This window comes from Bradyrhizobium sp. CCBAU 45321, from assembly GCF_028128975.1.
Lineage (GTDB): Bacteria > Pseudomonadota > Alphaproteobacteria > Rhizobiales > Xanthobacteraceae > Bradyrhizobium > Bradyrhizobium yuanmingense.
Window position 1 is genome coordinate 259,162 of the sequence record NZ_LFKZ01000125.1, and the last position, 22,440, is coordinate 281,601.

The 22,440-nt window shown below is 62.7% G+C and carries 20 protein-coding genes; 7 read left to right on the forward strand and 13 right to left on the reverse strand.

Translation table 11 applies throughout. The annotated features are described in order from the left end of the window. The first annotated feature begins 146 nt into the window (after nt 1-146). Nucleotides 147-527 (forward strand): hypothetical protein, encoded by a 381-nt coding sequence (locus ACM43_RS22925; RefSeq protein WP_271542951.1) that lies wholly within the window; start codon nt 147-149, stop codon nt 525-527. 1,219 nt (nt 528-1,746) lie between these two features. On the opposite strand, the gene ACM43_RS22935 is transcribed toward ACM43_RS22925, so the two are convergent. The 8 genes from ACM43_RS22935 to ACM43_RS22970 form a co-directional block, all read right to left on the reverse strand. After that, the gene (locus ACM43_RS22935; protein ID WP_271542955.1) at nt 1,747-1,953 is read right to left on the reverse strand and encodes a hypothetical protein; all 207 of its coding nucleotides are present in this window, start codon (nt 1,951-1,953) and stop codon (nt 1,747-1,749) included. Between the two features lie 42 nt (nt 1,954-1,995). Beyond that, nucleotides 1,996-2,268 (reverse strand): hypothetical protein, encoded by a 273-nt coding sequence (locus tag ACM43_RS22940; RefSeq protein WP_271542957.1) that lies wholly within the window; start codon nt 2,266-2,268, stop codon nt 1,996-1,998. Nucleotides 2,269-2,818: 550 nt separating this feature from the next. Next, nucleotides 2,819-3,625 (reverse strand): transglutaminase-like domain-containing protein, encoded by an 807-nt coding sequence (locus ACM43_RS22945; RefSeq protein ID WP_271542959.1) that lies wholly within the window; start codon nt 3,623-3,625, stop codon nt 2,819-2,821. A gap of 448 nt (nt 3,626-4,073) precedes the next feature. Next, nucleotides 4,074-5,306 carry a glycosyltransferase family 87 protein gene (locus ACM43_RS22950; RefSeq protein WP_271542960.1) on the reverse strand — a complete coding sequence of 411 codons (1,233 nt, stop codon included), beginning with the start codon at nt 5,304-5,306 and terminating at the stop codon, nt 4,074-4,076. 49 nt (nt 5,307-5,355) lie between these two features. After that, nucleotides 5,356-6,654 (reverse strand): glycosyltransferase 87 family protein, encoded by a 1,299-nt coding sequence (locus ACM43_RS22955; RefSeq protein ID WP_271542962.1) that lies wholly within the window; start codon nt 6,652-6,654, stop codon nt 5,356-5,358. A gap of 742 nt (nt 6,655-7,396) precedes the next feature. Continuing rightward, on the reverse strand, nt 7,397-7,909 hold the full coding sequence (locus tag ACM43_RS22960) for a Phasin protein (protein ID WP_271542964.1): 513 nt from the start codon (nt 7,907-7,909) through the stop codon (nt 7,397-7,399). A gap of 585 nt (nt 7,910-8,494) precedes the next feature. Further along, the gene (locus ACM43_RS22965; RefSeq protein ID WP_271543097.1) at nt 8,495-9,679 is read right to left on the reverse strand and encodes an extracellular catalytic domain type 1 short-chain-length polyhydroxyalkanoate depolymerase; all 1,185 of its coding nucleotides are present in this window, start codon (nt 9,677-9,679) and stop codon (nt 8,495-8,497) included. Between the two features lie 3 nt (nt 9,680-9,682). Then, nucleotides 9,683-10,102: a CopG family transcriptional regulator gene (locus ACM43_RS22970; RefSeq protein ID WP_271542966.1), complete on the reverse strand. Its 420-nt coding sequence runs from the start codon at nt 10,100-10,102 to the stop codon at nt 9,683-9,685. 731 nt (nt 10,103-10,833) lie between these two features. On the opposite strand from ACM43_RS22970, the gene ACM43_RS22975 reads away from it, so the two are divergent. Next, on the forward strand, nt 10,834-11,115 hold the full coding sequence (locus tag ACM43_RS22975; protein ID WP_271542967.1) for a hypothetical protein: 282 nt from the start codon (nt 10,834-10,836) through the stop codon (nt 11,113-11,115). A 32-nt stretch (nt 11,116-11,147) separates the two neighbouring features. Beyond that, nucleotides 11,148-11,378 carry a hypothetical protein gene (locus ACM43_RS22980; protein WP_271542969.1) on the forward strand — a complete coding sequence of 77 codons (231 nt, stop codon included), beginning with the start codon at nt 11,148-11,150 and terminating at the stop codon, nt 11,376-11,378. Between the two features lie 340 nt (nt 11,379-11,718). On the opposite strand, the gene ACM43_RS22985 is transcribed toward ACM43_RS22980, so the two are convergent. After that, nucleotides 11,719-12,132 (reverse strand): hypothetical protein, encoded by a 414-nt coding sequence (locus tag ACM43_RS22985; protein ID WP_271542971.1) that lies wholly within the window; start codon nt 12,130-12,132, stop codon nt 11,719-11,721. 310 nt (nt 12,133-12,442) lie between these two features. Between ACM43_RS22985 and ACM43_RS22990 the strand changes: the two genes are divergently transcribed. Then, a complete protein-coding gene (locus ACM43_RS22990; RefSeq protein WP_025034128.1) occupies nt 12,443-13,123 on the forward strand; it encodes a TetR/AcrR family transcriptional regulator in 681 nt (226 codons plus the stop codon). Between the two features lie 147 nt (nt 13,124-13,270). On the opposite strand, the gene pyk is transcribed toward ACM43_RS22990, so the two are convergent. Together pyk and ACM43_RS23000 are read right to left on the reverse strand one after the other, a co-directional pair. Then, entirely contained in the window at nt 13,271-14,707 is a 1,437-nt protein-coding gene (pyk, locus tag ACM43_RS22995) for a pyruvate kinase (protein ID WP_271542974.1), read from the reverse strand. Continuing rightward, nucleotides 14,704-15,285, reverse strand: coding sequence for a DUF1036 domain-containing protein (locus ACM43_RS23000; RefSeq protein ID WP_035998649.1), 582 nt, complete (start codon nt 15,283-15,285; stop codon nt 14,704-14,706). Before ACM43_RS23000 ends, pyk begins: the two co-directional genes overlap by 4 nt. Nucleotides 15,286-15,438: 153 nt before the next feature. Here ACM43_RS23000 and ACM43_RS23005 point away from each other — a divergent pair, with 153 nt between their 5' ends. From ACM43_RS23005 to ACM43_RS23015, 3 genes are all read left to right on the forward strand, one after another. Then, entirely contained in the window at nt 15,439-15,744 is a 306-nt protein-coding gene (locus ACM43_RS23005) for a DUF1244 domain-containing protein (RefSeq protein WP_271503819.1), read from the forward strand. 195 nt (nt 15,745-15,939) lie between these two features. Then, the gene (locus ACM43_RS23010; protein WP_018641571.1) at nt 15,940-16,212 is read left to right on the forward strand and encodes a DUF2312 domain-containing protein; all 273 of its coding nucleotides are present in this window, start codon (nt 15,940-15,942) and stop codon (nt 16,210-16,212) included. A gap of 86 nt (nt 16,213-16,298) precedes the next feature. Next, nucleotides 16,299-18,065: an adenylate/guanylate cyclase domain-containing protein gene (locus ACM43_RS23015; RefSeq protein WP_157283818.1), complete on the forward strand. Its 1,767-nt coding sequence runs from the start codon at nt 16,299-16,301 to the stop codon at nt 18,063-18,065. A gap of 48 nt (nt 18,066-18,113) precedes the next feature. Here ACM43_RS23015 and ACM43_RS23020 read toward each other — a convergent pair whose 3' ends face one another. Together ACM43_RS23020 and ACM43_RS23025 are read right to left on the reverse strand one after the other, a co-directional pair. Next, nucleotides 18,114-19,733, reverse strand: a complete 1,620-nt coding sequence (locus ACM43_RS23020) for a DUF882 domain-containing protein (protein WP_271542977.1) — start codon at nt 19,731-19,733, stop codon at nt 18,114-18,116. A gap of 271 nt (nt 19,734-20,004) precedes the next feature. Then, complete coding sequence (locus tag ACM43_RS23025) at nt 20,005-22,194, reverse strand: L,D-transpeptidase family protein (RefSeq protein ID WP_271542979.1); 2,190 nt, start codon at nt 22,192-22,194, stop codon at nt 20,005-20,007. Nucleotides 22,195-22,440: the final 246 nt, after the last annotated feature.

Genomic DNA, 22,440 nt, shown 5'->3' on the forward strand with positions numbered 1-22,440 from the left:
GTGTTGGCCGCGATGGGCGCCGGCTGAGAGCCGGAGATTGTCGGCCGAGCGCCGGAGATGGAACGCGGCTGGCAATTTACCGAAGCTTAGCGCTCGTTGCTGCACAACCGACAGATGTTGCGCCTTCGCACGAGGGATGTCCGCGCGTGAGAACGCTGCTCAAAATTGCCCTCGTGGCTGCCTGCGCTGCAATCCTCGCCACAGTGCTCCTGGTCATCGTCTTGGCTGGCGTCCTTGGGATGCAATGGAGCAGGACGTCGCAAATACTGAGCTCTGAGACGGGGCTCTATGTTTTGCCGACCATCATCTTCTTCGAGTTCTGTTTCCTCACGAACGACCTTTTGGCCTATCTTTGTGAGAAATACGAGCTGGACTTCGGGCTACGTTTCTCCGAGGTGCCATTCGAGTTCGACCTCGACAACCGTGGCACTCCCATTCCGCTCAGGACGAAGCTCGCTCGGCTGTATCCCCTCTCCATTCTGCTGACTCTGCTTGGGTTCGCTGTCGCGCTGATGACGCGGCAATGAGGTCGGTCCTTCAGGTCCGCAGCGGCTCAAAGGCGGCCCTGGCCAGCTTGCATTGCCTCGTTCGGATCACCATCAGGAAGCCGGCTTCGTGCATTTAGTTGCGCGCGCTCCCGCGGCACTTGAAGGCCGCCTTATCATCTTCCAGCAATTCGATGGTGCATCGGATCATCGCCAGGCTAAGCGCGTCCATTCCCGGTGCCATCAACCTGCGGAACTGTTCAATCTCGTTGTCTATCTTGACGCATTTGTTGCACATGTTCATCCCGCGGCTTGGAGGCGGGAGCAACCAGCTCTCAGTCACCGATAGTAGCCCACGGATCCGAAAAGGTGATTAAGCTTAAAGCCGTTCGCCCAGCGGCGTTCCCAGAAAGCCACATGGAAATCACGATCAGCAGCAGGACGTCCCGTCAATGGCATACCAACTCGAGCAAAAACGCCGCCCGCTTAAATGAAGCGCAGGCGGCGGCTTACCAGCCCCGGGAGGGTGAGAGTAAAATCCCGATAGACGTTGGTCTCCACGTGGCATGCTGAAGTTCATCACGCCCCACAAGAGCGAGACTTAAATTCACGAGGGCGCCTGTAGTCCCGGTGAGGACAGCCAATTGTTAATCTCCCCCGCAACATCGATCTGCCGGGCTTTTCGCAGAAGCTCCGTGCGGCGGACACCAACGGGCATCCCCTCGGCCTGTAGGCGCAGGTTGATCGCCTCTTGCGCGAGGCGGTATTCAAGTGTCGAGAATTGTCCTGGGGACCGTTGAGGCGGCATGTTTGACGCTCCGCTTGGGGTTGAGCGGGAGCGCAACTTTGCGTTCACACCACCGATAGATGCTAAGGGCCGCTCGATGGTAGTGAGACAGTGCGCCTTTATCTGCCGAATAGCGAGCGCTTTGTTCGGTTCCTGGCAGGAACTATTGCGAATTGCTGGAAGCTGACGCCGGGGTCGAGAGGCAACGTGCCGAGGACAGAGACAGCTGCAAACCGAGCGCTTCTATTGGCGTTGCTGATCTCTGAGCGATCGGCTGATCGCTCGTTCAGCTGCGCTGACGGCCTCCGCTCGATTGAAGGCAATTCCCGTTCGGGGTGACCGACCGTCTCGCTCAAACGACCATTTCCAGCCGGGCGGGTTGATCGTCTGGACCACCGTGTATCTAATCCCAAGATGTTCCATGCGTCATCATGACTCCGGGCCGAAGCAACCATGCGCGGTGACAAACCTCGATCACTCAGCATCGTTTGAAGTCTTCTTCGAACGATCGACGCGGACCGCTTTGAATTCCGCTGGCCCCTCAAGCAGGCGCTGCTTTCTGGCCGATTGGTCCTTGGAACTCGCAGAGCGGTCTGCCTTGCCATCCAAAACCGTGCCCGCCAGATGAAGAGCGCGCTTTCGTTGGCGGCCCACTCGGCGATCATTAGCATCGTTCGTCATCTTACAGGGTCTCGTAATGGGCGCGTATGTCGGAAGCGAAGCTCAGCAACCGCGGCAAATATTCTTGAGCTTCGCGGCGGTTCGGGCTTCTTCCGCAAGGAATGGATCCTTGTAGCCTGACGATGGATCGACGCCGGCTTCGGCGGGCTTCCTGGCTTTTGGAGGAAATGCCGCATCGTAACAGGAAAGGCGGGCGCTGGTGCTTTCGATCGCACGGCAATTCGGCTCCGCAGCAACAGCTGCTGGCGTGAATGTGCCCAGTGCGGATGTCAGCAAAAGCGCCGCGGTCAATATGCCGGTTCGAACCATCTTCATGCTGAGCACTCCTAGCTAATTGGTTTTACTCGCCCAGGTGGGACTCTCGCCGGTCCAGGCCGGAAGAGCATCCCATTCGGACCAACGCATCCGGCGCTCCTCACCTCCGACCCTCACGAAAACAAAGGGAGCATCGTCCCGGCCAGTCTTCGAACCAACGAAGATCGCCGGAACCCCGTAGGCATCCCTGATGATTGCCGTGTTTGCCATTTTTGGGCTCCCGTTTGGCTTGAACTGGCGCAACGCCCCGGTTTGCAGTTCTGACGCATGGTGATTGAACGGACTTACCGCTATAAAATGGCCGTGACCGCAATCAGCAGTACGAGGAAGACCGGTACCAACAAAGGTGGTACGAGCCACTCACGAATGTCGAATTTGTCGGAATTTGCCATCTGACCGCCTTCTCTTGGGTTGAGGGCGGGAGCGCAAAGCTCTCAGTCACCGATAACAGCCACGTAGCGCGCGGTGATGCGAACTCTGTAGCAGTCTTCTAAGCAATTAGCGAGATCAATCTCAGCCGGCTGGTACCCAATCGCCCAAGGCGAGCGCTTTACACAAGCTCGTCAGTCCACACCTTGAAGCTGACGAGCGTATTGGGTCCGAAAGTATGGACGATCGGAACATCCGCCGCATCGCGGCCTTGCGCGATCAGGACGCGCCCGATTCGCGGAGTGTTGTTGCGGGCATCGAACGTGTACCAGCGGCCGCCAAGATAGGCTTCGAACCAGCCTGCAAAGTCCCCGGGGGCATGGGGCGGCGGGATCCCGATGTCGCCGAGATAGCCGGTGCAATAGCGCGCTGGAATGTTCATGCAACGGCAGAATGCAATGGCAAGATGCGCATAGTCGCGGCAGACGCCCTTGCCCTCGTTGAATACGTCCCAAGCCGTCATGGTGGCCCGCGCGTGCTCGTAGCCGAACGCGATGTGATTGTGCACGAAATCGCAGATCGCCTGGACCCGTGGCCAACCCGGCGCCGCTTTCTCGAACAGCTTCCATGCGATGTCGGAAAGCCGATCGGTTTCGCAGTAGCGGCTGCCAAGCAGATAAACGATGGTATCAGGTGGAAGATCCTCGACCGCGTATTGTGTCGCGGAAGGTGCGATCACATCAGGCAAACCGTTATCGCGCACTGCACCGTTGGCGGAAAGGCGCATGCGGCCAGCAGGCGCAACGAACCGACTGCACCAGTTTCCAAAGCCGTCGCGGTATGGCGAGATCGGCACGGAAGGCTCGGTGATGAGGTAATCCGGCACAATGATGTCGGACGCGCGGGTGAAGTGCATGCCGACGACAGCAATCAATGGTGTGACTTGCTGGAAGTCGTAGGTCATTTCGAAGCCAACCTGTATTTTCATGCTTGGGGCCTGTCTCGACAAAACTCGAATTGGCCGCGGGGGTGATCGTGCTGGCAACGGCGGGCGGCGGTCCGGTGACAAGCCTAGTCGAGCGTGCCCGAGGTCTGCAACGGGCCAATAGGCCACATGGCAAGTTTGCCCGGAGAAGAGATTTGCTCGGAGTAGAGAGAAGGCGCCAGCTGAAGATGCCCCTTGGCGCCCATTGAAGAGATCGAGCCTGCCAAAGCTTCGAAAACATCATCCAGGAGCAAAGTTCGTTCGCCTTGGCTGGGCTCTCAAGTCTGCGTTCCGCGCGCGGCCCGCGCGATCACCATAGAAGCAGCCAAGGCTGCCCTTCTTCGCCTGCGGGAGGTTCCCGTGCGAACCGTTGACGTCTCGGCCGCGATCGAACGGGCACTCGATGTCTTCATCGAACTTGATGGTGTCACGCAACAGGAAATGTCGCCCCTCAAGCTAGAGCCGGCAACGTCACTGACGAGGCCTGCTTTGATTTGTCATTGGACAACCGCCACAGGAGACGAGCGGCGAACAAGGGGAGGATCAGTAAAGCGATCGGTATTTGCGCGAAGCCGAATGGAAACATCAGAATAGGCAACATCCACAACGCAAGCGAAAGAATTTGATCGGCGAACGCTTCGTTTCCGCGCTGACGCAGGAGCGCGACAATCCATCCGAATACGACCATGTCGTAGTTCATGATCCAGGGTGAAAACAAGAAGGTGGCGGTAACGAAGAGCGCTAGTGAGAGGACCGGATCGCGCTTGCGCCAGAACGTCCAAACCACCGCACCGACGGCGCATACCGACGCCGCTCCTTGCACCACCCAGGCTAGATCAGCCGGAAGACCCGCAAGGCGTGCGTTGATCAAGGCTGAGGCGACGATCGGCCAGCCCATGATACCTGCCACATCGAGCAGTTCGTTCTGTTGCGGTAAAACCTTATGCCAATACGCTGTCCAGATTTCTGGCCCAAACCATGCTGCAGTCGCGGCGACAAGAAACACCGTCGTGACGACGGCTGAACCAATGACTCGCCAGTGCCCACCCAGCACCAGCACGATCGGAAGCAGGAGTCCGAGTTGCGGCTTGATGGTCAGGATACCAAACAAAATTCCAGCGAGTATCGGCCGTCGCTCGAGGTTTGCAAGACCGCCGATCAAGAGCGCGGCGGTCAAGAAACCATTTTGACCGAGGAAGACGTTAACCGTGACGGCAGGTGCGACGGCCAGAAACACCCAGTATTTTCGTTCGACACCACACGATGTTGCCGTCCAAACATACAGGGCGAGCCCGGCGACGCACCACGAAATGTACGACGGCAGAAAACCAAGCAAGCCAAGGGGCCAAATGAAGAACAGCAGATGCGGCGGATACGACCAATACAGAGGTGCCAGATCGGGGATGCCGGTCACCTTCGTTATTGCAGCCATGTAGGCGCCGGAATCAAACCAGTCAGCAGGGCCGCCGGAAAAAGCCGATCGGCCGCCCATCCAGGTGTTCATGAAATCTCGACCAACCGGAAAGCCGCCTGGGTCAAGTACGAACGATGGGAACGACTGGGCTGCTGCCAGTTGGAAGTCAAATATGACGATCGCTAGCAGAATGGCCGCAGCGACCACGGTGAAGGCCGCGTAGATCCTGACTGATGTGGAATTGCCTGTGCCAAGCTCGCCATGATTCATTGTACAGCTCAAAGGGGTAAAGCCTCTGTTCAAGGAAGGGCGGTGGTTTTCAAAGTGAGCCCCGCGCGATCAGCGGGCAGCTTTCGATCACCGTGCCGGGGCGGGCGCCCTCGATGGTGACGCAGGGCCGTGAGCGATCGATGGTGAGCTCGTAGCGACCCAAGAGCGCGCTGCGGTCCGGTTCGCCGCGCATGTGCAATTCGCGGACGCCGCCGGGCAGCGGCGCCTTCAGCCCGGCGCGAATGCGCTGGTCGAAGATGCCGCCGGGGACGATTGGCACGGCGATATCGGCGAGCAGGTAGAAGCGCGACTGGGAGGGGAGCTGCGGCGCGATATAGGCGAGCGGCTTGCCGAGGATGAAATAGGTCGCGGGCTGATCGAGCTCGTAGGCGATCTTCGGCCGGTAGACGTCGGACCAGGGGCGGTGCCACCAGTCCGCCGGCTGCGACCACGCTGCGATCGCGACTGCGACCGTCAACGTCAGCGCGGCGAGCGGTCGAGGGGACGTCGTCAGCCATGTCGGCCCCACGCTTCCGGCGAGGCGCGCGAGCAACAGAACGATCAGCGGGCCGCACAGGAGCTCCAGAACCACCGCATAGCGCTGGATCGAGAACAAGCCGAGCCATGCGAGGTAAGAGGCCGCAAACAGCACCACCAGCTGCAAGTCACCCCGGGTGAGGATCGCGCTCTTGCGCCTCGCGCGGACCCACAGGCCGAGCGCGAGCAGGACCATCACCACCGCGAAGCGCGCGTCGCGGAACGGATGCTCCGCGCCTCGGTGGTCGCCGATCAGCCAGTAGAAGGGGTAGGCCAGTGCGTCGAGCACGCCATGCGGCATGAACTGCGCATCCATCAGATTGACGTCGGCTACCTCGCTCGACTGAAACAGTACATTGAACAGCGGGAAGATCGGATTGCCGGTGTCGCGCCACGTGATCAGGCACCATCCGCCGCCGGTGAGCGCCGCGCCGAAAATCCCCCCGATTCCAAGAAGCGTGATCGCCCGCAGCGGACGCGCAGAGACGAGCAGCGCCGCGGCAGCGCCGATCGCGTAGACGACATTGGTCAGCTTCAGCCCGACGGCGGCGCCGATCAGCAATCCCGCGAGCAGGACACAGATCGTGGGTCGGCGATCCGCAGTCAGGATCAGAAGGCAGCCGCCGATCACGGGCAGGGCCAGCAGCACGTCGGAAAAGCTGGTGCCGACTTCCGAGAGCGTCATCGGACCTGACGCCGCGATGACGACCACTGCTGCGACCGACGCGATGGTTGCGGCCTGGCGCAGCACCAGACGTGCGAACAGCCAGATCAGCGCAAGGTTGAGGCCGTGAACGGCGCCGATGATCATCAGCCCCGTAGGGCGCCGGCAGGACATGGCGGAAATGGTAGACGGGAAAATAGACGAGCGGATTGAAGTAGGTCTGAAAGCCCGGTGGAATCACATCGACGCCATAGCGGCCGTTGAGAACGGCCCAGACATTGTATTCGTGGTAGTTCTGCCAATCCCAGTTGACGTCCTCTCCCATGGCCAGGGTGTAGAGCGCGCCTGCCAGCATCGAGCAGACGACAACGGCGATCGCTGCAAGCGCATTGCCGCGCTGCTTCGCCCTCCACGATCGCCGCAGCCTGTCGGCCGCCGGCAGGGACATGACCTCTCGCAGATCGGAGGAAATCGCCGCGCGTTCCAGCATCAAGGCGCCATGTGCGCCGGCAACTTCACGAGCAGAGTCGGGTCGCTGAACCGCAGGAAGCCCGCTCGTGAAACGCATTGCCGAATTCCAATTTACAACCGTATGACTACGGATAGCCAGTTAAGGTTGTATGAATCAATGCGGGAATTCCTCGGTACTACACGTAAAGGTCGCGTTCGGCCGATCAGTTTGCGGGAGAGGGCAGGGAGGGGTGTTTCCACAATGGGATGATCCCAAGCCGAAGCTATTCACGCGCCCGCGCAGTCCGCTCACGCTGCGCAGCCTGGCGGGGGGCCGGCGGCCGACCTCAACTGCTTCGGCCGGCCGTCCAAATGCGCGCCCGCGGACGGTCGCTGCGCGTGCGTGATCCGCGTTTGCGTCCATCCTGACGGCTTGCAGTTATCGTCTCGGCAGAGCCGTAAGCTCTCGAGGCGGCTTGATCGGCCAGAACGAATATGCCGCCAGTTCTTTCGAATGCTGCGCGAACATTTTGACCTGTCTGCTTGTAAACTCCGTCATGACGCCGAAAAATTCAGTTGGTGACCTGATCGTCGCAAGTCTCAGGCCCAATTCAAAAGCAAATTGCGCGTTGATCCCGGCTATCTCAAGAAGCTTCGTTTGAAACGCCTGCATGTTTGCCGTCGCTAGAGCAGAGCCTTCCGTTGCATCGCTATCCGTCATTCTCTGACTGAGGTCATCTACTAAGGAATCCGGCAGAGGCTCAATGATAGTGACCTCGTGTTGAGGATCATCTTGAAGCTCAGGAAGCGGTTCGACCGAGTCTGCCGCAGCAGAGTGAAGTAAATTCTCTTTCGGGCTTCTAACAATGGCCTGCTTGTTCCGTTGGGCCCGCGAGGGCATTTTCGGATTGCGGGCGCGCTTTGGCGCTGCCGCTGGTTTGCGCTTGCTCATCTGACGCTCCAGGAAAATGGGGGGGGGCGACCACAACGGTCATGTCTGAAATGACAACAGGCTTGGTGACGTGGCGTTCCAATTCCGTGCTGTTGGGTGCCGCATGAACTGAGACCAATCGCACGTTCTACGATGTCGACCCTGATCTTTGGTAGCAAACATCGGCGTCAGTCTGAGAACAATCAGCCCTCCGCTCGTTGTTCTCTCCAGATCGCCTTAAATTGCGGCGACCATGATGGGCCATATCGCTGGAGCGAGTTGGTGCTCTAGCACTAGCAGTAGTACCAGCGGTTCTTGGTGGAGGAGAGGAAGAGTACGAGGTCATCCATGTGGCTGACGGCGCAGAGCCGTAGGCGTGGTACGCAACGGCGGGTCGCCGACCCTCATCACGGACGTCAAGCTGCCCGAAGGCATCGACGGATGGCAGATCGCCGAACGTTGCCGCGAGGATGGCCCCAACCGACCGGAGATCTATGCGATCTGTTTCTCGCCGTCGCGCCCGCGCTGGCGGATACAGGCCGGCTTCGGACGCCAAACTGATCCGGGAGCTCGGCGATGTGCTCGAGGACAACCTGAGCGCCCTGACTATCCACTGAGCGAATGCTCGAGGAAGAAGCGCAATATTTCCCTGGTCGCATCCGGCCCTTGCGGATCAGTGTAGGACCCAGCGGGGCTACCGCCTGACCACGCGTGTCCGGCGCCATCGATGTTCCAGTGTTCGGAAATCGCCCGGCCGGCCCCGTCGATCAGGATGGTGCGAGTATAGGAATGGCCGTGGGGTACGCGTCCGCGAAGCACCTTCCTAGTCGACCTCGTTGCGCTGGCGGACTGCTCGATAATCTGATCGCCATTATTTGGATGCACCGTTGTGTCGCGATCGCCATGGAAAACGATGGTCGGCACAGAAATGTCCGCAATTGCCCTGGAGCCGCCTCCCTGCCGCATGGCGATGAACGCGGAGGAAAGATCACTCGCGGCTCCGCACGCGAGGCCTGAATGAATACCGACGGCCGCATACAGGTCGCTATACGTTGCGCCCATGATGGCTGCGGCGGCCCCGCCGGCCGACAGACCCGCGACGTATACGCGCTTCGGATCGATCACATAGTCGCGCATGATCTGGCGGGTAATGCCGGCGATTATCGAGGGCTCGCCCCCGCCGCGGCGCTGGTCGCTCGTGCGAAACCAGTTCCAGCACTTCGACTGGTTGGCTCCGCTCGGCTGCTCAGGATAGGCCACCAAGCAATTCTGCTCTTCCGCCAGAAAGTTCATCCGGGTGCCGGCCGCGAAATCGTCCGGCGACTGGGTGCAGCCGTGAAGCATGACGATCAGGGGAAGCCGTTGTCCCTGATAGCGGCTTGGGATGAACAGCTTATAGGTCCGGCTTCCCGCGACGTTACTGAACTGGCCGGCGATGAACCGTGTGCCCTCCGGCACGATGTCCGATGGGGACAGAGGAGCGCGTGCGATCGGACTTCGCAGGCGGAGCCCGGAAACATCCCGCATGCCGTCGCGCAGTAAGGAGGGTCTGAGTCCCTGACCAGAGCGGGCCGGCGCAATCTGCGGAGCTTTCCGCTCCTCGACAACGTCGGCCGTGGCGTCGATGGTAAGCGGATCGCACCGCGGGAGCTGAGCCTGAGTGGCGCTGCGCCAGTCCGGTGTTGGAGCAATGCCGCCCTGGAGCATGCGCTGCAGCAGTGCGGTGGCCTCAACTAGTTGGCCGGCACGCGTGAGGCGGGTTGCTTCGCGGACTATGTCTTGATTCAGCATCATTCACCTTGTTCTGTCGGCGAGAGCGGCCTTGACCGCGGGAGTGGCGTGAAGCGCCCCCAGCACCGAGACCGACGCGATTGTGGCGCGAGCCAACGCGGGAGTGACGTCCTGGGCGATGGTGGCCAAGCCCAAAACATTGATTTGCAGCATCTCGCCGGCGCGCCGCGCCGCTTCGAGGTCCTCGCGAGTGTAATGGCGGAGCCCGAGGTCCAGGTTCTTCCGGGCCGTGGACTGTCTGACGACCTCTCTGTGTCGCTCGAGCTGGTTGCGGATTGCTGTCCGGATGAAATCGGTCCGGTTCGAATAGAACCCTTCCTGCACCATAAGATCGACATGACCGAGGTCAACGTAGCCAAGGTTGATCGTGATCTTCTCGGTGTCGGGGGCCTTGGGTCGCAGCTCGTGCACGTTAGCAGCCATAGCGAAACATCCCCTTACCATCCAGCTGGATGGTGATTGGATGTTAGTTGGATGTTCGCCAGCGTTTTTCAAGGGAAGCCATTCAAATGATCCTGGACGAGCAGCTCGCGTGGGTGGGCCGTCTCACGTCGAGAGCGGTCGCCGCTTCATGGAGGCCAGACAAATTCCTGGCGAAACTAGCTTCCACGCGGCGTTGCGGGCACTCTCTGGCTTCTCCTTGCGGCTAGGAGCTTTCGATTGGGCCCCGCTTGCCTCATTCTGTTCCTCTCGAGAAATCGCCGGGCTAGGCGGATATTCTCATGTGAATGACGCGCTCCATGGCAGGCCTCCTTAAACGCGGCCAAGAATTCAAATTAGGACAGCGCTGCGCCTTTGGTCGGATATGCCGCCCAATCCTTTCCCATGCAGGCGAGTACATTGGCGGCGAGCGACAGGTCTTTGAAGTCGTCGTTCGCTGTAGAACTAACAAAGGGAGATCGCCGCGCATCAGGGTGCACGATGAAGTGCATACCGCTACGGGGTGATGATTCAGATGCAGGTTCGATCCTTGGTGGACCTTGTTTCTTCTGCCGAGAGCGTCGAGTCCTCGCATCCGCCTCGAGGGACGTCGTCGATTGCAGCACTGTCACCTTCGCGAAACACCTTGCGGTTGACCTACGGAACAACATTACATCTGGAAAATCGCGGAACGAATTGACTCATCAGTCTTTCTCTGACTTCGGGAGGTGCCCATGACTTCTCAGGCCATAGAAGGCGCATGTGCGTTTGCTTGGCGGAACTACTTGCTGCTCCATAGTGGCATCAGTGAGGACGATAACAGGCGTTCCGCCCTCTTTCGCTACGTCACCAATCTTCGTGATTCCGGCGAATATGATTTCGATCTCTTGCAAACAGCAGCGGTCGCTTACTTGAAAAAGCTGGACGAACTGCATGACGACCGACGCGCTACACTCGCGGCAGATCAGGCTTTGGCCGAACGGTTAGCATCACGTGGTGCACAACCTGGCAACTAGCTTTGGGTTAATCACCGGACAAGGAGCAAGTCATGGCAGACAACACCTCTAACTCAGACCGTCTCGCGCGCGACGCCCAAAAGCGCACAACCGCCGCGACAGAAATCGGTATGATTGCCTTGAAGCCGATTATGCACTTTCAGGTCTCAATGCTGAGGATGTGGGCCGACAGCATCGAACGGTTTGCGGGCAATTACGAAAAGGGGTTCGAAGAAACCGCGACCGCAGTCAAGGAACAGTCCGACAAGGATCGCGCCGCGTAAATCAACCTAATCCTTCGACGGAGTTGGGTCAAAGGCTGCCCGTGAGCTCGCATCACGGTGGTCGGCTCACCTACCGGAAGCAGACGACACGGTGCTCTGAGCTATGGTCGGTGACGGGCCAAAATGCGCATTCTTTATTGGTCTGATATCCTACTCGCCAGCGGAGACCATCGATTCAAGCCCATGAACGGACATTAAGCAGGGATTGCTGATTGTGGATTTGCGCACTATGCGCGCCTGCCGCTCGGACATGAGCTCGACCCCTAGCGTCGCCAGTGCTGCCGCCTTTTCAAAGTCCATGTGTCGCCGTCCCACGGGGCTCTCGTACAGGTCGTCAGGCTCAGAGTTCGGCCAGAGCCGCGAGCAAGATGCTCTCCGAATAGGTTATAAGAAGAGCCAAGCCCGGCGCGACCACATCGATCCCATAGCGGCCGTTGAGAACGGCCCAGACATTGTATTCGTGGTAGTTCTGCCAATCCCAGTTGACGTCCTCGCCCATGGCCAGGGTGTAGAGCGCGCCTGCCAGCATCGAGCAGACGACAACGGTGATGGCGGCAAGCGCATTGCCGCGCAGCTTCGCCGTCCATGATCGCCGCAGCCTCCCGGCCGCGGGCAGGGACATGACCTCCCGCAGGCCGGAGGAAATCGCCGCGCGTTCCAGCGTCAAGGCGCCATGTGCGCCGGGAACATCAGGAGCAGAGCCGGATCGCTCAACGCAGAAAGCCCGCTCGTGAAACGCATTGCCGAATTCCAATTTACAACCGCATGACTAGGGAGAGCCAGTTAAGGTTGCATGGATCCTTGCGAGAACTTTCTGAGTTGACACGTAGAGATTGCGGACTTCGGAAACGAGAATGAGGGCGGAGTGCGTTGCAGAACGAAAGCTTACGCGCCCGCCAGCGCAGCCGTGGCGTCCCCGTCCGCCCACCATGGCGCTTCACGCATTTGCATCTTGTCATTCACCCTGAATAGTTGTTCAGTCCTTGCGGGGCGATTTGCATCTATTGCGTGAGAAGCGTCGGGCCGCAGGGCGTGCGGCCGGCGTGTGGGACAGGAAGCGCGCCATGGTTTATCGGCGGACGCATCAAGTGGTGAAGCGCCTTGCGGCGCGGCGCAGCGCCATTCTGGCGGCAGCGCGGGAGGCGGCGGCGGAAGGCGGGATGGCGGCGGTGCAGATCGCGCCGGTCGCGGTCCGGGCCAATGTCGCAGCGGGCACGGTCTACCGTTATTTCCCTTCTAAGGCCGAGCTGATCTCCGAGCTCATTGCCGAGGTCTCCCGCGACGAGCTCGCGGCGATCCGAAGGGCGGCCGATGCCGCGCCGGGGCCGTCCTCGGCGCTGGCGGCCGCGGTGACCACCGTGGCGGTGCATACGCTGTCGCAGCGCAGGCTGGCCTGGGGCATCCTGGCCGAGCCTGTTGATGTCGATGTCAGCGCCTCCCGGCTTGCCAGCCGGCGCGAGATCGCCGGGGAGATCGCTGGCCGGATCGACGCAGCCGTGCGCGCCGGCCATCTGCCGGCGCAGGACACCGCGCTCGCCGCCACCGCCTTGCTCGGCGCGCTGCATGAGGCGCTGGTCGGCCCGCTCGCGCCCGACAATCTCGATGATCCCGTCAAGATGCGCGATGCGGTGCAGACCGTGACGCTGCTGGCGCTGCGCGCCGTCGGCGTCATGGACGCCCGCGCCCGCGGCCTCGTGGTCCAGCAGACGCTGCTGCCGACGACCAAGGCTTTGGTCGGGGCGTAAAGATCGCCCCGCGTGCGCGGTGGCGGCCACGCTCAGGCCATTGCCTGAGCGTGCCTTTTCGTAAAATCCCGGCAAAACCGGCCAGAGCGGCCGGTTACTGTGCATGGGGTTGTTTTTCGACTTTTTGTTTGGCCGCCCCGGCGGGCCTCACATGTTCGCGTCGCCCTCGGGGCCGACCGAGGCGATGCGCACCATGTTGGTGGTGCCGGGGATGCCGAGCGGCACGCCGGCGACGATGATGACGCGCTGGCCGGCGCGGACGAAACCGTCGCGGAATGCGATCTGCCCGGCGCGGCCCACCATGTCGTCCTGGTCGCGCGCGTCCTCGGCCACGACGCAGTGCACGCCCCAGACCACGGCGAGCCTGCGGCCGGCGGTGATGTTCGGGGTGATCGCCACGATCGGCGGCTTCGGCCGCTCGCGCGCCACGCGCACGGCGGTCGAGCCCGATGAGGTCCAGCAGATCAGGGCGGGCAGGTCGAGCGTCTCGGCGATCTGCCGCGCGGCATCCGCGATGGCGTCGCCCGCGGTGGATTCCGGCGCCGGACGCTGGGCCATGATCACCGCACGGTAGGTCGGATCGCGCTCGACCTCCTCGCCGATGCGGTTCATGGTCGAGACCGCCTCGACCGGGAATTTGCCGGCCGCCGATTCCGCCGACAGCATGATGGCGTCGGCGCCCTCATAGACCGCGGTGGCGACGTCGGAGACTTCGGCGCGGGTCGGCACCGGCGACTGGATCATCGATTCCAGCATCTGGGTCGCGATCACCACCGGCTTGCCGGCGCGGCGCGCCATCCGCGTCATCTGCTTCTGCAGGCTCGGCACCCGCTCCAGCGGCAGCTCGACGCCGAGGTCGCCGCGCGCCACCATCAGCGCATCGGAAGCCTCGATGATGTCGGCGAGGCGGTCGATCGCCTGCGGCTTCTCGATCTTGGCCATCACGGCGGCACGGCCGCGGATCATCTTCTTGGCCTCGATCACGTCGTCAGCGCGCTGCACGAAGGACAGCGCGATCCAGTCGACGCCGGTGACGAGGGCGGCCTCGAGGTCGGCGCGGTCCTTGGGCGTCATCGCCGAGACCGGCAGGTCGGTGTCGGGCAGGCTGACGCCCTTGCGGTCGCTCATCTTGCCGCCGACCACGACACGCGTCACCGCATGCTCCTTCGAGGTCTCCTCCGCGATCAGCCGCACCTTGCCGTCGTCGAGCAGCAGCGCATGGCCGGGCCTGAGCGCCGCCAGGATCTCCGGATGCGGGAGCTGGACGCGCGTGGCATCGCCGGGCGTCTTGTCGGAATCCAGCGTGAAGGTCTGCCCGTTCTGGAGCTGGATCGCCCCTTCGGCAAAGGAGCCCAGTCTCAGCTTCGGGCCCTGCAGGTCGACCAGGATGCCGATCGGCCGGCCGTAGCTGCTCTCGACGTTGCGGATCGTCGCCACCAGCTCCCGCATCTTGTCATGCGGGGTGTGGCTCATGTTGATGCGGAACAGGTCGGCGCCGGCCTCGAACAGGCGGCGGATCATCGCGAGGTCTGAAGAGGCTGGTCCCAGGGTCGCGAGAATCTTGATACGGCGAAGGCGCCTCATGGCTTATTTCCAGACGGGGGTGGCAGGCCGGGCGAGCCCGGGGGCGTAGCACCGGGCGGGCTATTGGGCAAACCCGGAACGCCGCCCGGGCCCACCGGGCCGGGCAGGCCAGGCACGCGCTGCTGCGCCGGCTGTTCGTTGGCGTCGGTCAGCTGCACCGTCCAGGCGCGCTGCTCGCCGGTGTCGACCTCGAAATAGCCGGTGCGGTCATAGCCGCGCGCCAGGCAATCCTCGGTGCCGCGGATGGTGAACTCCTTGTCGCGGGAGCACATGAAGGCCTGGCCCGACCATTCGCCGCCGCGGTCGTAGTCGATGGCGTAGATGTAGTAGTACCGGGCGACCAGCGTGCCGCGCAGCAGCGTCTCGCAGGAGCGGGACGAGATGTTCCACCAGCCCTCGGTGGTCCAGCCCTCGGCGTCCTTGTAGCCGAGCGCGATCCCGACCCGGCTCGACGTGTTGTTGCAGAGGCGGAAATCGGCGGAGGCCGGGCCGGCGTAGAGGCACGCCAGGGCGACCACCAGCACCGGGACCAACCGGGCGAGCAGGTAAAGCGGGGAGCGGGGAGATTCGGCAGTCATTGTCGCGGAAGCTATACCAGATCATTGACGATTTGGCGTTGGGCCGGGGGCAGCCGGGCAGTGGCCCCTTTGCGCCGCGATATGGCAAAATCTGTGACAAGACCCACCTGATCCCGTAACCCTGCCCCGGAACGGATCTTGAGGAAGACAGCCATGGCGATCGACGACAAAACCAGAACGGAGCTCGAGGCGGCCGCTTTTCGGCGCCTGGTCGAGCATCTGCGGAGCCGCACCGACGTCCAGAACATCGATCTGATGAATCTGGCCGGCTTCTGCCGCAATTGCCTGTCCAACTGGCTCAAGGACGCCGCGGACGCCCAGGGCGTCGCCTTGAGCAAGGACGAGAGCCGGGAGGCCGTCTACGGCATGCCCTATGAGACCTGGAAGGCGAAGCACCAGGGCGCGGCCACGCCCGAGCAGCTCGAGGCGATGAAGAAGGTCCATCCCCACGGGCATTGAACGGCCCATCGCCGAGCCCTGAGTCGCACCACACAACAGCTTTCTGTGCGTCGGCGCAGGAAGGTGTGGGCGCGCTGTGGACGAGCGTGATGCTTGCTTGAACGCTGGGAGCGCCGACCCTAAGGGTCTACCCAGCACGCGCGGTGAGGGATGCCGGCGTCACCTCGTTTTGCCAGTTCCATTGGGAGTACCAAGATGGCCACCTCCGCCGCCGTCCGCGACGACGAGCCCGCGACGAAATTCGCCAAGGACCAGCTCAAATCCATCATCGAGCGCATCGAGCGGCTGGAGGAAGAGAAGAAGGCGATCTCCGACGACATCCGCGACGTCTATGCCGAAAGCAAGGGCAACGGCTACGACGTCAAGGCGCTGCGCACCATCGTGCGCCTGCGCAAGCAGGACCCCAACGAGCGCGCCGAGGCCGAGACCATCCTCGAGACCTACATGCAGGCGCTGGGGATGCTCTGAGGCGCCCCGCCCGGTCGGCGTTGCAGCGCACCAAGCTTGGGCAAAATCTCGGCATCTGCTAGGTTGCTCGGTGAAGGGACCGAGCGATGGATGTGCCGGGACCAGAGCGCAGGCTTGCCGCGGTTCTCGCTGCCGACATGGTCGGCTTCAGCCGGCTGATGGAGGTCGACGAGGCCGGCACCCTTGCGCGCCTCAAGACCCATCGTGTCGAGCTCATCGATCCCGCCATTGCCAAGAATCGCGGCCGTATCATCAAGACGACCGGCGACGGCATGCTTGCGGAATTCCACAGCGTCGTCGATGCCGTGCTATGTGCGGCCGAGGTTCAGCGCCGCATGGCGCGGCGCAATGCCGACGTCCCGCCGCCGCGGTGGATCCAATTCCGCATCGGCATCAATCTCGGCGACGTCATCGTCGATCAGAACGACATATTCGGCGATGGCGTCAACGTCGCGGCGCGGCTGGAGACGCTGGCCGAGCCCGGAGGAATCTGCGTCTCGGGCGCGGTGCGCGATCAGGTCGGCGACCGGCTCGACGGCGTTCAGTTCGACGATCTCGGCGAACAGAGCGTCAAGAACATCGCCCGTCCGATCCGCATCTTCCGCATTCGGCTGGCGGAGGGGCCCGCAAGCCTGCCTGACGGGTCCAATCGTGCTCTGACACCGCCGGGTGTTTCGAAGAAGCCGTCCATCGCCGTGCTGCCGTTCGCCAATATGAGCGGCGATCCGGAGCAGGAGTTCTTCGCTGACGGTCTCACCGAGGACATCATCACCGAGCTTTCGCGCTTCCACGACCTGCTCGTCATCTCCCGCAACTCGACGTTCGTCTACAAGGGCAAGGCCGTAAAGGTCCAGGACATCGGCCGTGAGTTCGGAGTCGACTATGTCATCGAGGGCAGCGTTCGCAAGGCCGGCGAGCGCGTCCGCGTCACTGTGCAGCTGATCGATGCAGAGACCGATCGCCATATCTGGGCCGAACGCTACGACCGCGAGCTCCGGGATATCTTCGCCATCCAGGACGAGATGACCCGCGCGATCGTGGCGACGTTGCCGGGGCGGGTAGAAGCCGCAACGCACGACCGCACCAAGCGCAAGCCGACCGACAACATGCCCGCTTACGAATGCGTGCTGGCTGCAAAGCTCCTGCATCATCGGTCAACCCGCGACGACAACGCTCAGGCGCAGACGCTGCTCAACCGTGCGCTGGCGATGGATCCGAACTATGCCCACGCTCATGCCTGGAAGGCATGCGTGCTCGGTCAGTGCTGGATCTATGGCTGGTGCGCCGACCGCGAGGCGACCTTCGAGCAGGTTGCTTCGGAGTTGGAAATTGCGTTGGCGCTCGACGACAACGATGCGGACGTGCACCGAATTCTCGCCGCGCTCAATCTGACGCGACACGACTACGAAAAGGCCACCTATCACCAGGAGCGTGCACTCGCCCTCAATCCGAACTACGACCTCGTCGTCGTGCAACAGGGAGAGCTTCTGACCTGGCTGGGCCTGCCGGAGGAAGGCATCGACTGGATCAGGAGAGCGATGCGTCTCAACCCCTATCATCCCGAGCGCTTCTGGAGCCACCTGGGCCGCGCCTATTATTGCGCGGAGAAATACGCCGAGGCCGCCGAGGCGTTTTCAAGGATCACGCGCCCCGACTATACCCATCACGCGTTCCTGGCGGCGACATTCGCGCAGATGAAGAACGCGATCGCGGCCGGCGCTCACGCCGCCGAGGTCTTGAAGCGCGAACCGGGATTCTCGGTGGCAGCTTATCTTGCGACGCTGCACTACAAGCGCGAGCCCGACCGGCAGCGTCACGAGGCCGGCCTCATCGCGGCCGGCTTGCCGGCTTGATCGACCCGGGCAAGGACGAACAGAGAGAGTTTTGCGGGTACAGAGGACTCAGCGCAGCGCGGCGGTGCGCATGACGAACGACGTCGTCTCGAGCTTTGCGGTCGCGCTGCCCGAGAAATTGTCGCAGGACAGGCCCTGCATCGGGTCGTCGGAGAAGCCCATCGCGAGCACGGCGTTCGGCTTGACGAAATAGCCGCGCAGCGCCGCGGTATCGAGCTCGCCCATCAGCGTCACCGACATCGCGCGGCTGGCGCTCGGCGACAGCATCACGATCTTGAGCCAGATGCTCTCGCCCTTGGCCGCGGAGAGACGGGTCGCGGTTGCGATCCTGCCGTCGATGCTCTTGCCGACCACCGTGTTGATCTCCGTGGCCTGAGCCAGGCTGCGGGGGCGGGCGGTGCGCGGAATCGGCGCGGAGGCGGCGACGACATTGGCGCGGTCGACCGGGGAGGCCGCTGGCGCGAAAGCCAGGGCTTGGAGGGCCGCGTTGGACACTCTCGCGGTTGGCTGCGGATCGGTGGCCGCGGCCAGCGCCTGGCGCGCCTTCAGCGCGGCGACCTGCGCCGGCGTCGCTTGCTGCGGCGTGGCCGGAACGTCATCCCAGAAACCGCGCGCATTGATGATGTCGGCCGGGGTCTCCGGCTTTCCGTCAACAGGCTTGCCGGTCGCGGGCTTGTCAGCCACGGGGGCGGGCTTCGGCTTGGGCGGCGCGACGATCTGCGCATCGGCCGAGGCGAGCTGGATCGTGGCGGCGATCTGCGGCTTGGCGCGCGGCGTCGGCACCGGCTCGGCGGGCTTGGCGGCGGCTGCGACGACGGTCGGTGCCGCCGGCTTCGCGGCCGGGGCGGGCGCGCCCTCGTCATCCTCGTCGCTGGCGGCCGGAGCTGCCGGCTTGCTCCTGAACAAGGCGGCGAAGAAATTCGGCTTGCTGCCGGCATCGTCGCCGCTGCCGCGTCGCTCGATCTCGGCCTTGGCGAGCTCATAGTTCTTCAGCGGCGTGCCGTCGGTCGGCAGATGCACCGTCTTTCCATCCGGGAATACACGGGCGAGCTGGTCATGCGTCATGCGCGGCCAGTGCCGGACACTGCCGGTGTCGAGGTGCACGAAAGGCGAGCCCGAGGTCGGATAGAAACCGACACCGCCGCGCTGCAGGCGCAGGCCGGCGAAGCGGATCTGCTCCAGCGGCACGCCGGGGATGTAGAAGTCCATCGCATGGCCCAGCGTGTGCTGGCTGAAGCGCGCCACGCCGGAGGAGCGGCGGCGGAGCATGGCGTTGGTGGCGGGGGAACGGTAGGCGGAGATGATCTGGATCGGCTGCTTGCCGTCGACGTCCTTGTAGACTTCCCAGAGGATGTCGAACAGACGACGGTCCATCACCGTCGCCTCCTGGCTGCGCCAGTCGCGCAGGAAATGGTTGAGCTGCTTCAGCGCCGCTTCGTCGTAGCGCCCGTCGCGCTTGAAGGTGACGGTGAGGTCTTCGCCGGAATGGGTGTGGTGGAACGAGAGCGTCTTGGTCTCGTTCAGCGCGGCGGCGTCATGAACCGAACCGGCCGCCGCAAGCAGCAATGCAGCGGCAAGGCCGATTCGGGACCCGGCCTTCACGCCCGCATGGGACAACGACAGCACAGCGAATTGGCGTGCGAGACAAGTCAGCACGTATGAGCCCACCCAGTCGACGAGCGTTCAAATGGACTCTCCCGCCAACCCCGTTAGCAGCGCGAAAGAGGATGAACGCTTTCTTAAAGCGAGAAGGTTAATTTGAGGTTGACCTTCTCGCCCCCAAACCAAGTCAGAATACGATCCTAACCGGTTGACTGTGGCAAAAAAACGCCCACTGCCCGGGTAGACGGTGGGACATGGTTAAGTCAGACGACCCCATCGGGGGATGGGGTCGCTCATTTCGTTGTAGAATTTCAGGAAAACGAGTGCCGGACGGGCGTCAGCGGGTAAACACCCGCTGCTGCTGTTGCGGACGGCGGCCGACCGGTGCCGGCGGCACGGCCTGGGTGGGCGCCCCGAACAGCCGCTCGAAGAAGTTCGGCCCGGACGAGCCGAAGCCGCTGCCGTTGTTGGCTACGGCCACTCCTGCGGGCAGCGTCGTCGCCGGACGCGAATAGCTCGGCTGGGAATGTGCCACGACGGCCTCGAGGTCCTTGCCGCGATTGTTCTTCAGGACGTTGATCATGACCGCGTCGCGACCATAGACGTCCTTGCGGAATTGCAGCTTGCCGGCCTCATCCACGAACGCGGTCTGATAGGTGATGTTGACCGGAATCGGCGTCGGGAATTTCAGGTCGATCTCGCTCTTGCCGTACATGCTGCGGATGCGCTCCGGCGTGTACTTCTCGTTCGGCATGACGATGTTGAGTAGGACGGAGGCGTACTGATCCGGATTCTGCACGCGCATGCAGCCATGGCTGAAGGCGCGCTCTTCCTTGGCGAACAAGTGCTTGTCCGGCGTGTCGTGTTGATAGACGAGGAACTTGTTCGGGAAGTTGAAGCGGATGCGGCCGAGCGCGTTGGCTTCGCCCGGCGGCTGCGAAATGTGCACCGAGCCGTCGCGGTTTTGCTCAAGCCTCAGGCCCATGCGTTGAAGCACGGTCGGGTCCTGCTGCAATGCCGGCAGGTACTCGTTGTAAACGATGGATGGCGGCACATTCCAGGTCGGGTTCACCGTGATGTACTTCATCGTCTCGGTGAGGAGCGGGGTGGCTTGCTTGCCCGGCTTGCCGGTGACGACGCGTGTGGTCCAGACCTGCTGGCCGCGTTGCATCACTTTCAAAGTGAAATCGGGAATGTTGAGGATGACATAGGCATCACCCAGCGACGGCGCGCCGAGCTCGCGCGGCAGCCAGCGCCAGCGTTCCATGTTCACCAGCACCACGTCGATCTGCTTGTCGCGCTTGGGGGTGTTGAGCGCCTTCACCGTTTTGTCGTCGAGGATGCCGGTCGCCTTCAACTCAGCGCCGCTCTGGAATTTGCGCACGGCTTCGGCGACCGCCGCGTCATAGCGGGTGTCGCCCGCGTTCTCGGCGAGGCCGAGCTTGGCGCGCAGCTGCGGCACGCGCGGATCTTCCACGACGATCTCGGCCTGCTTCTTGCCGGCCGGGGTGTATTTCAACGCGGGGCCGTCGGCGATCTCGATCGCCGGACCGCTGCCCTGGCCGCGCAGCTCGGCGAGCTTGGCCTTCAGCTCCTTGTAGAGCTTGTGCGGCGGGTTGTAACTCTCGAGCGCCGCGGAGGCGTCCGCCGCCATCGTGACCTTGGTGAGCACTTCGCCGGGATCGACCGGATGCTCGGGATAGAGAATGTCGCCGCTCGCCTGCGACCAATGCATGCGGCCGCTCTGGGCATGGCGCGCATAGTCGAACATGCTGGCGGTGAGCTTGAGCTCGGCATCCGCCAGCGCATCGGGGGTCGTGGCGGCGAAATCCGGCACCGGATAGTCGGCGGGATTGAGGCCGTCGGAGGCCGCATCCTTGAGCCGTGCGATTACACCCTTGGCCGCGGCAGTCAGGTTGCCGCCTTGCGTCCAGACCGGCGTGTAGTCGCGCGCGCCGTAGAACTTCTCAATCGCTGCACGTTCGTTCTTGCGGTCGAAGTGCCGCGAGGTCTTGGCGCCGATGATGTCCTTGAGCTTGTCCGCGACCGGCTGGTCGGCGGCGGGAACGTTGCTTGCGGCTTTCACCGGCTCGGCGGCCGGAGCGGTCGCAGCAGCCGGAGCGGTCGGTGCTGTCGTAGCGGTGTCGGCCTTGGCGGGCTCGGTCTTTGCCGGTTCCGTCTTTGTCGGCTCAGTTTTGGCTGTGTCGTTCTTGGGCGCGTCAGTGGCAGGCGTAGTGGCGACGTCCGAAGGACTGGGTGCGGCCGATGGTGCCGCGTCAGCCTTCGCAGACTCCTTGGCGCCGTCCTGAAGCGTCGCGGTGGTGTCGATCTTGATGTCTGCTGCAGTCGGGGGCGGGACGTTTGCGGGCTCGGGGCGCGGGATCGCGGCCTCGATCGCGAGTTCGGCGGCGCTGCTGCGCGGCAGATCCTGCGCCAGGGCCGAGCTGGCCGACACCGTGAGGAAGGTCGCCGCGACCGTCATCAAGACACGGTCAAAGCCCACACGGTGGTTCAAACAGTCAAGCATTGTGTCGCACCCCTCGGGTGAACTGTTCCTTCGTGGAACAGCTTCGTTATCGCTTATTGATGTTTCGGCTAAACCGCGCCGGCCTCTCGAAAGTTGCACGCCTGCACGCAACGATTCTGACGCAGACGATATACAGGCCCCGATTTTGCGGCCAGCGCTACCCGGGGCAACTCACGACAAACTGACTTCAAGGGAGCCTCTTGGCAACGGATTGTACGCTTCTGCCACGCGCTTTTCCCTCTGTCT

Excerpts from the sequence above, each read along its gene's own strand:
- ACM43_RS23025 (WP_271542979.1), bottom strand. The coding sequence starts at position 22,194 with ATGCTTGACTGTTTGAACCACCGTGTGGGCTTTGACCGTGTCTTGATG.
- ACM43_RS23005 (WP_271503819.1), top strand. The coding sequence starts at position 15,439 with ATGGCGATCGACGACAAAACCAGAACGGAGCTCGAGGCGGCCGCTTTT.
- ACM43_RS22950 (WP_271542960.1), bottom strand. The coding sequence starts at position 5,306 with ATGAATCATGGCGAGCTTGGCACAGGCAATTCCACATCAGTCAGGATC.
- ACM43_RS22935 (WP_271542955.1), bottom strand. The coding sequence starts at position 1,953 with ATGACGAACGATGCTAATGATCGCCGAGTGGGCCGCCAACGAAAGCGC.
- ACM43_RS22990 (WP_025034128.1), top strand. The coding sequence starts at position 12,443 with ATGGTTTATCGGCGGACGCATCAAGTGGTGAAGCGCCTTGCGGCGCGG.
- ACM43_RS23015 (WP_157283818.1), top strand. The coding sequence starts at position 16,299 with ATGGATGTGCCGGGACCAGAGCGCAGGCTTGCCGCGGTTCTCGCTGCC.
- ACM43_RS22975 (WP_271542967.1), top strand. The coding sequence starts at position 10,834 with ATGACTTCTCAGGCCATAGAAGGCGCATGTGCGTTTGCTTGGCGGAAC.
- ACM43_RS22970 (WP_271542966.1), bottom strand. The coding sequence starts at position 10,102 with ATGGCTGCTAACGTGCACGAGCTGCGACCCAAGGCCCCCGACACCGAG.
- ACM43_RS23000 (WP_035998649.1), bottom strand. The coding sequence starts at position 15,285 with ATGACTGCCGAATCTCCCCGCTCCCCGCTTTACCTGCTCGCCCGGTTG.
- ACM43_RS23010 (WP_018641571.1), top strand. The coding sequence starts at position 15,940 with ATGGCCACCTCCGCCGCCGTCCGCGACGACGAGCCCGCGACGAAATTC.
- pyk (WP_271542974.1), bottom strand. The coding sequence starts at position 14,707 with ATGAGGCGCCTTCGCCGTATCAAGATTCTCGCGACCCTGGGACCAGCC.
- ACM43_RS22940 (WP_271542957.1), bottom strand. The coding sequence starts at position 2,268 with ATGAAGATGGTTCGAACCGGCATATTGACCGCGGCGCTTTTGCTGACA.
- ACM43_RS22960 (WP_271542964.1), bottom strand. The coding sequence starts at position 7,909 with ATGAGCAAGCGCAAACCAGCGGCAGCGCCAAAGCGCGCCCGCAATCCG.
- ACM43_RS22980 (WP_271542969.1), top strand. The coding sequence starts at position 11,148 with ATGGCAGACAACACCTCTAACTCAGACCGTCTCGCGCGCGACGCCCAA.
- ACM43_RS22945 (WP_271542959.1), bottom strand. The coding sequence starts at position 3,625 with ATGAAAATACAGGTTGGCTTCGAAATGACCTACGACTTCCAGCAAGTC.
- ACM43_RS22965 (WP_271543097.1), bottom strand. The coding sequence starts at position 9,679 with ATGCTGAATCAAGACATAGTCCGCGAAGCAACCCGCCTCACGCGTGCC.
- ACM43_RS22955 (WP_271542962.1), bottom strand. The coding sequence starts at position 6,654 with ATGATCATCGGCGCCGTTCACGGCCTCAACCTTGCGCTGATCTGGCTG.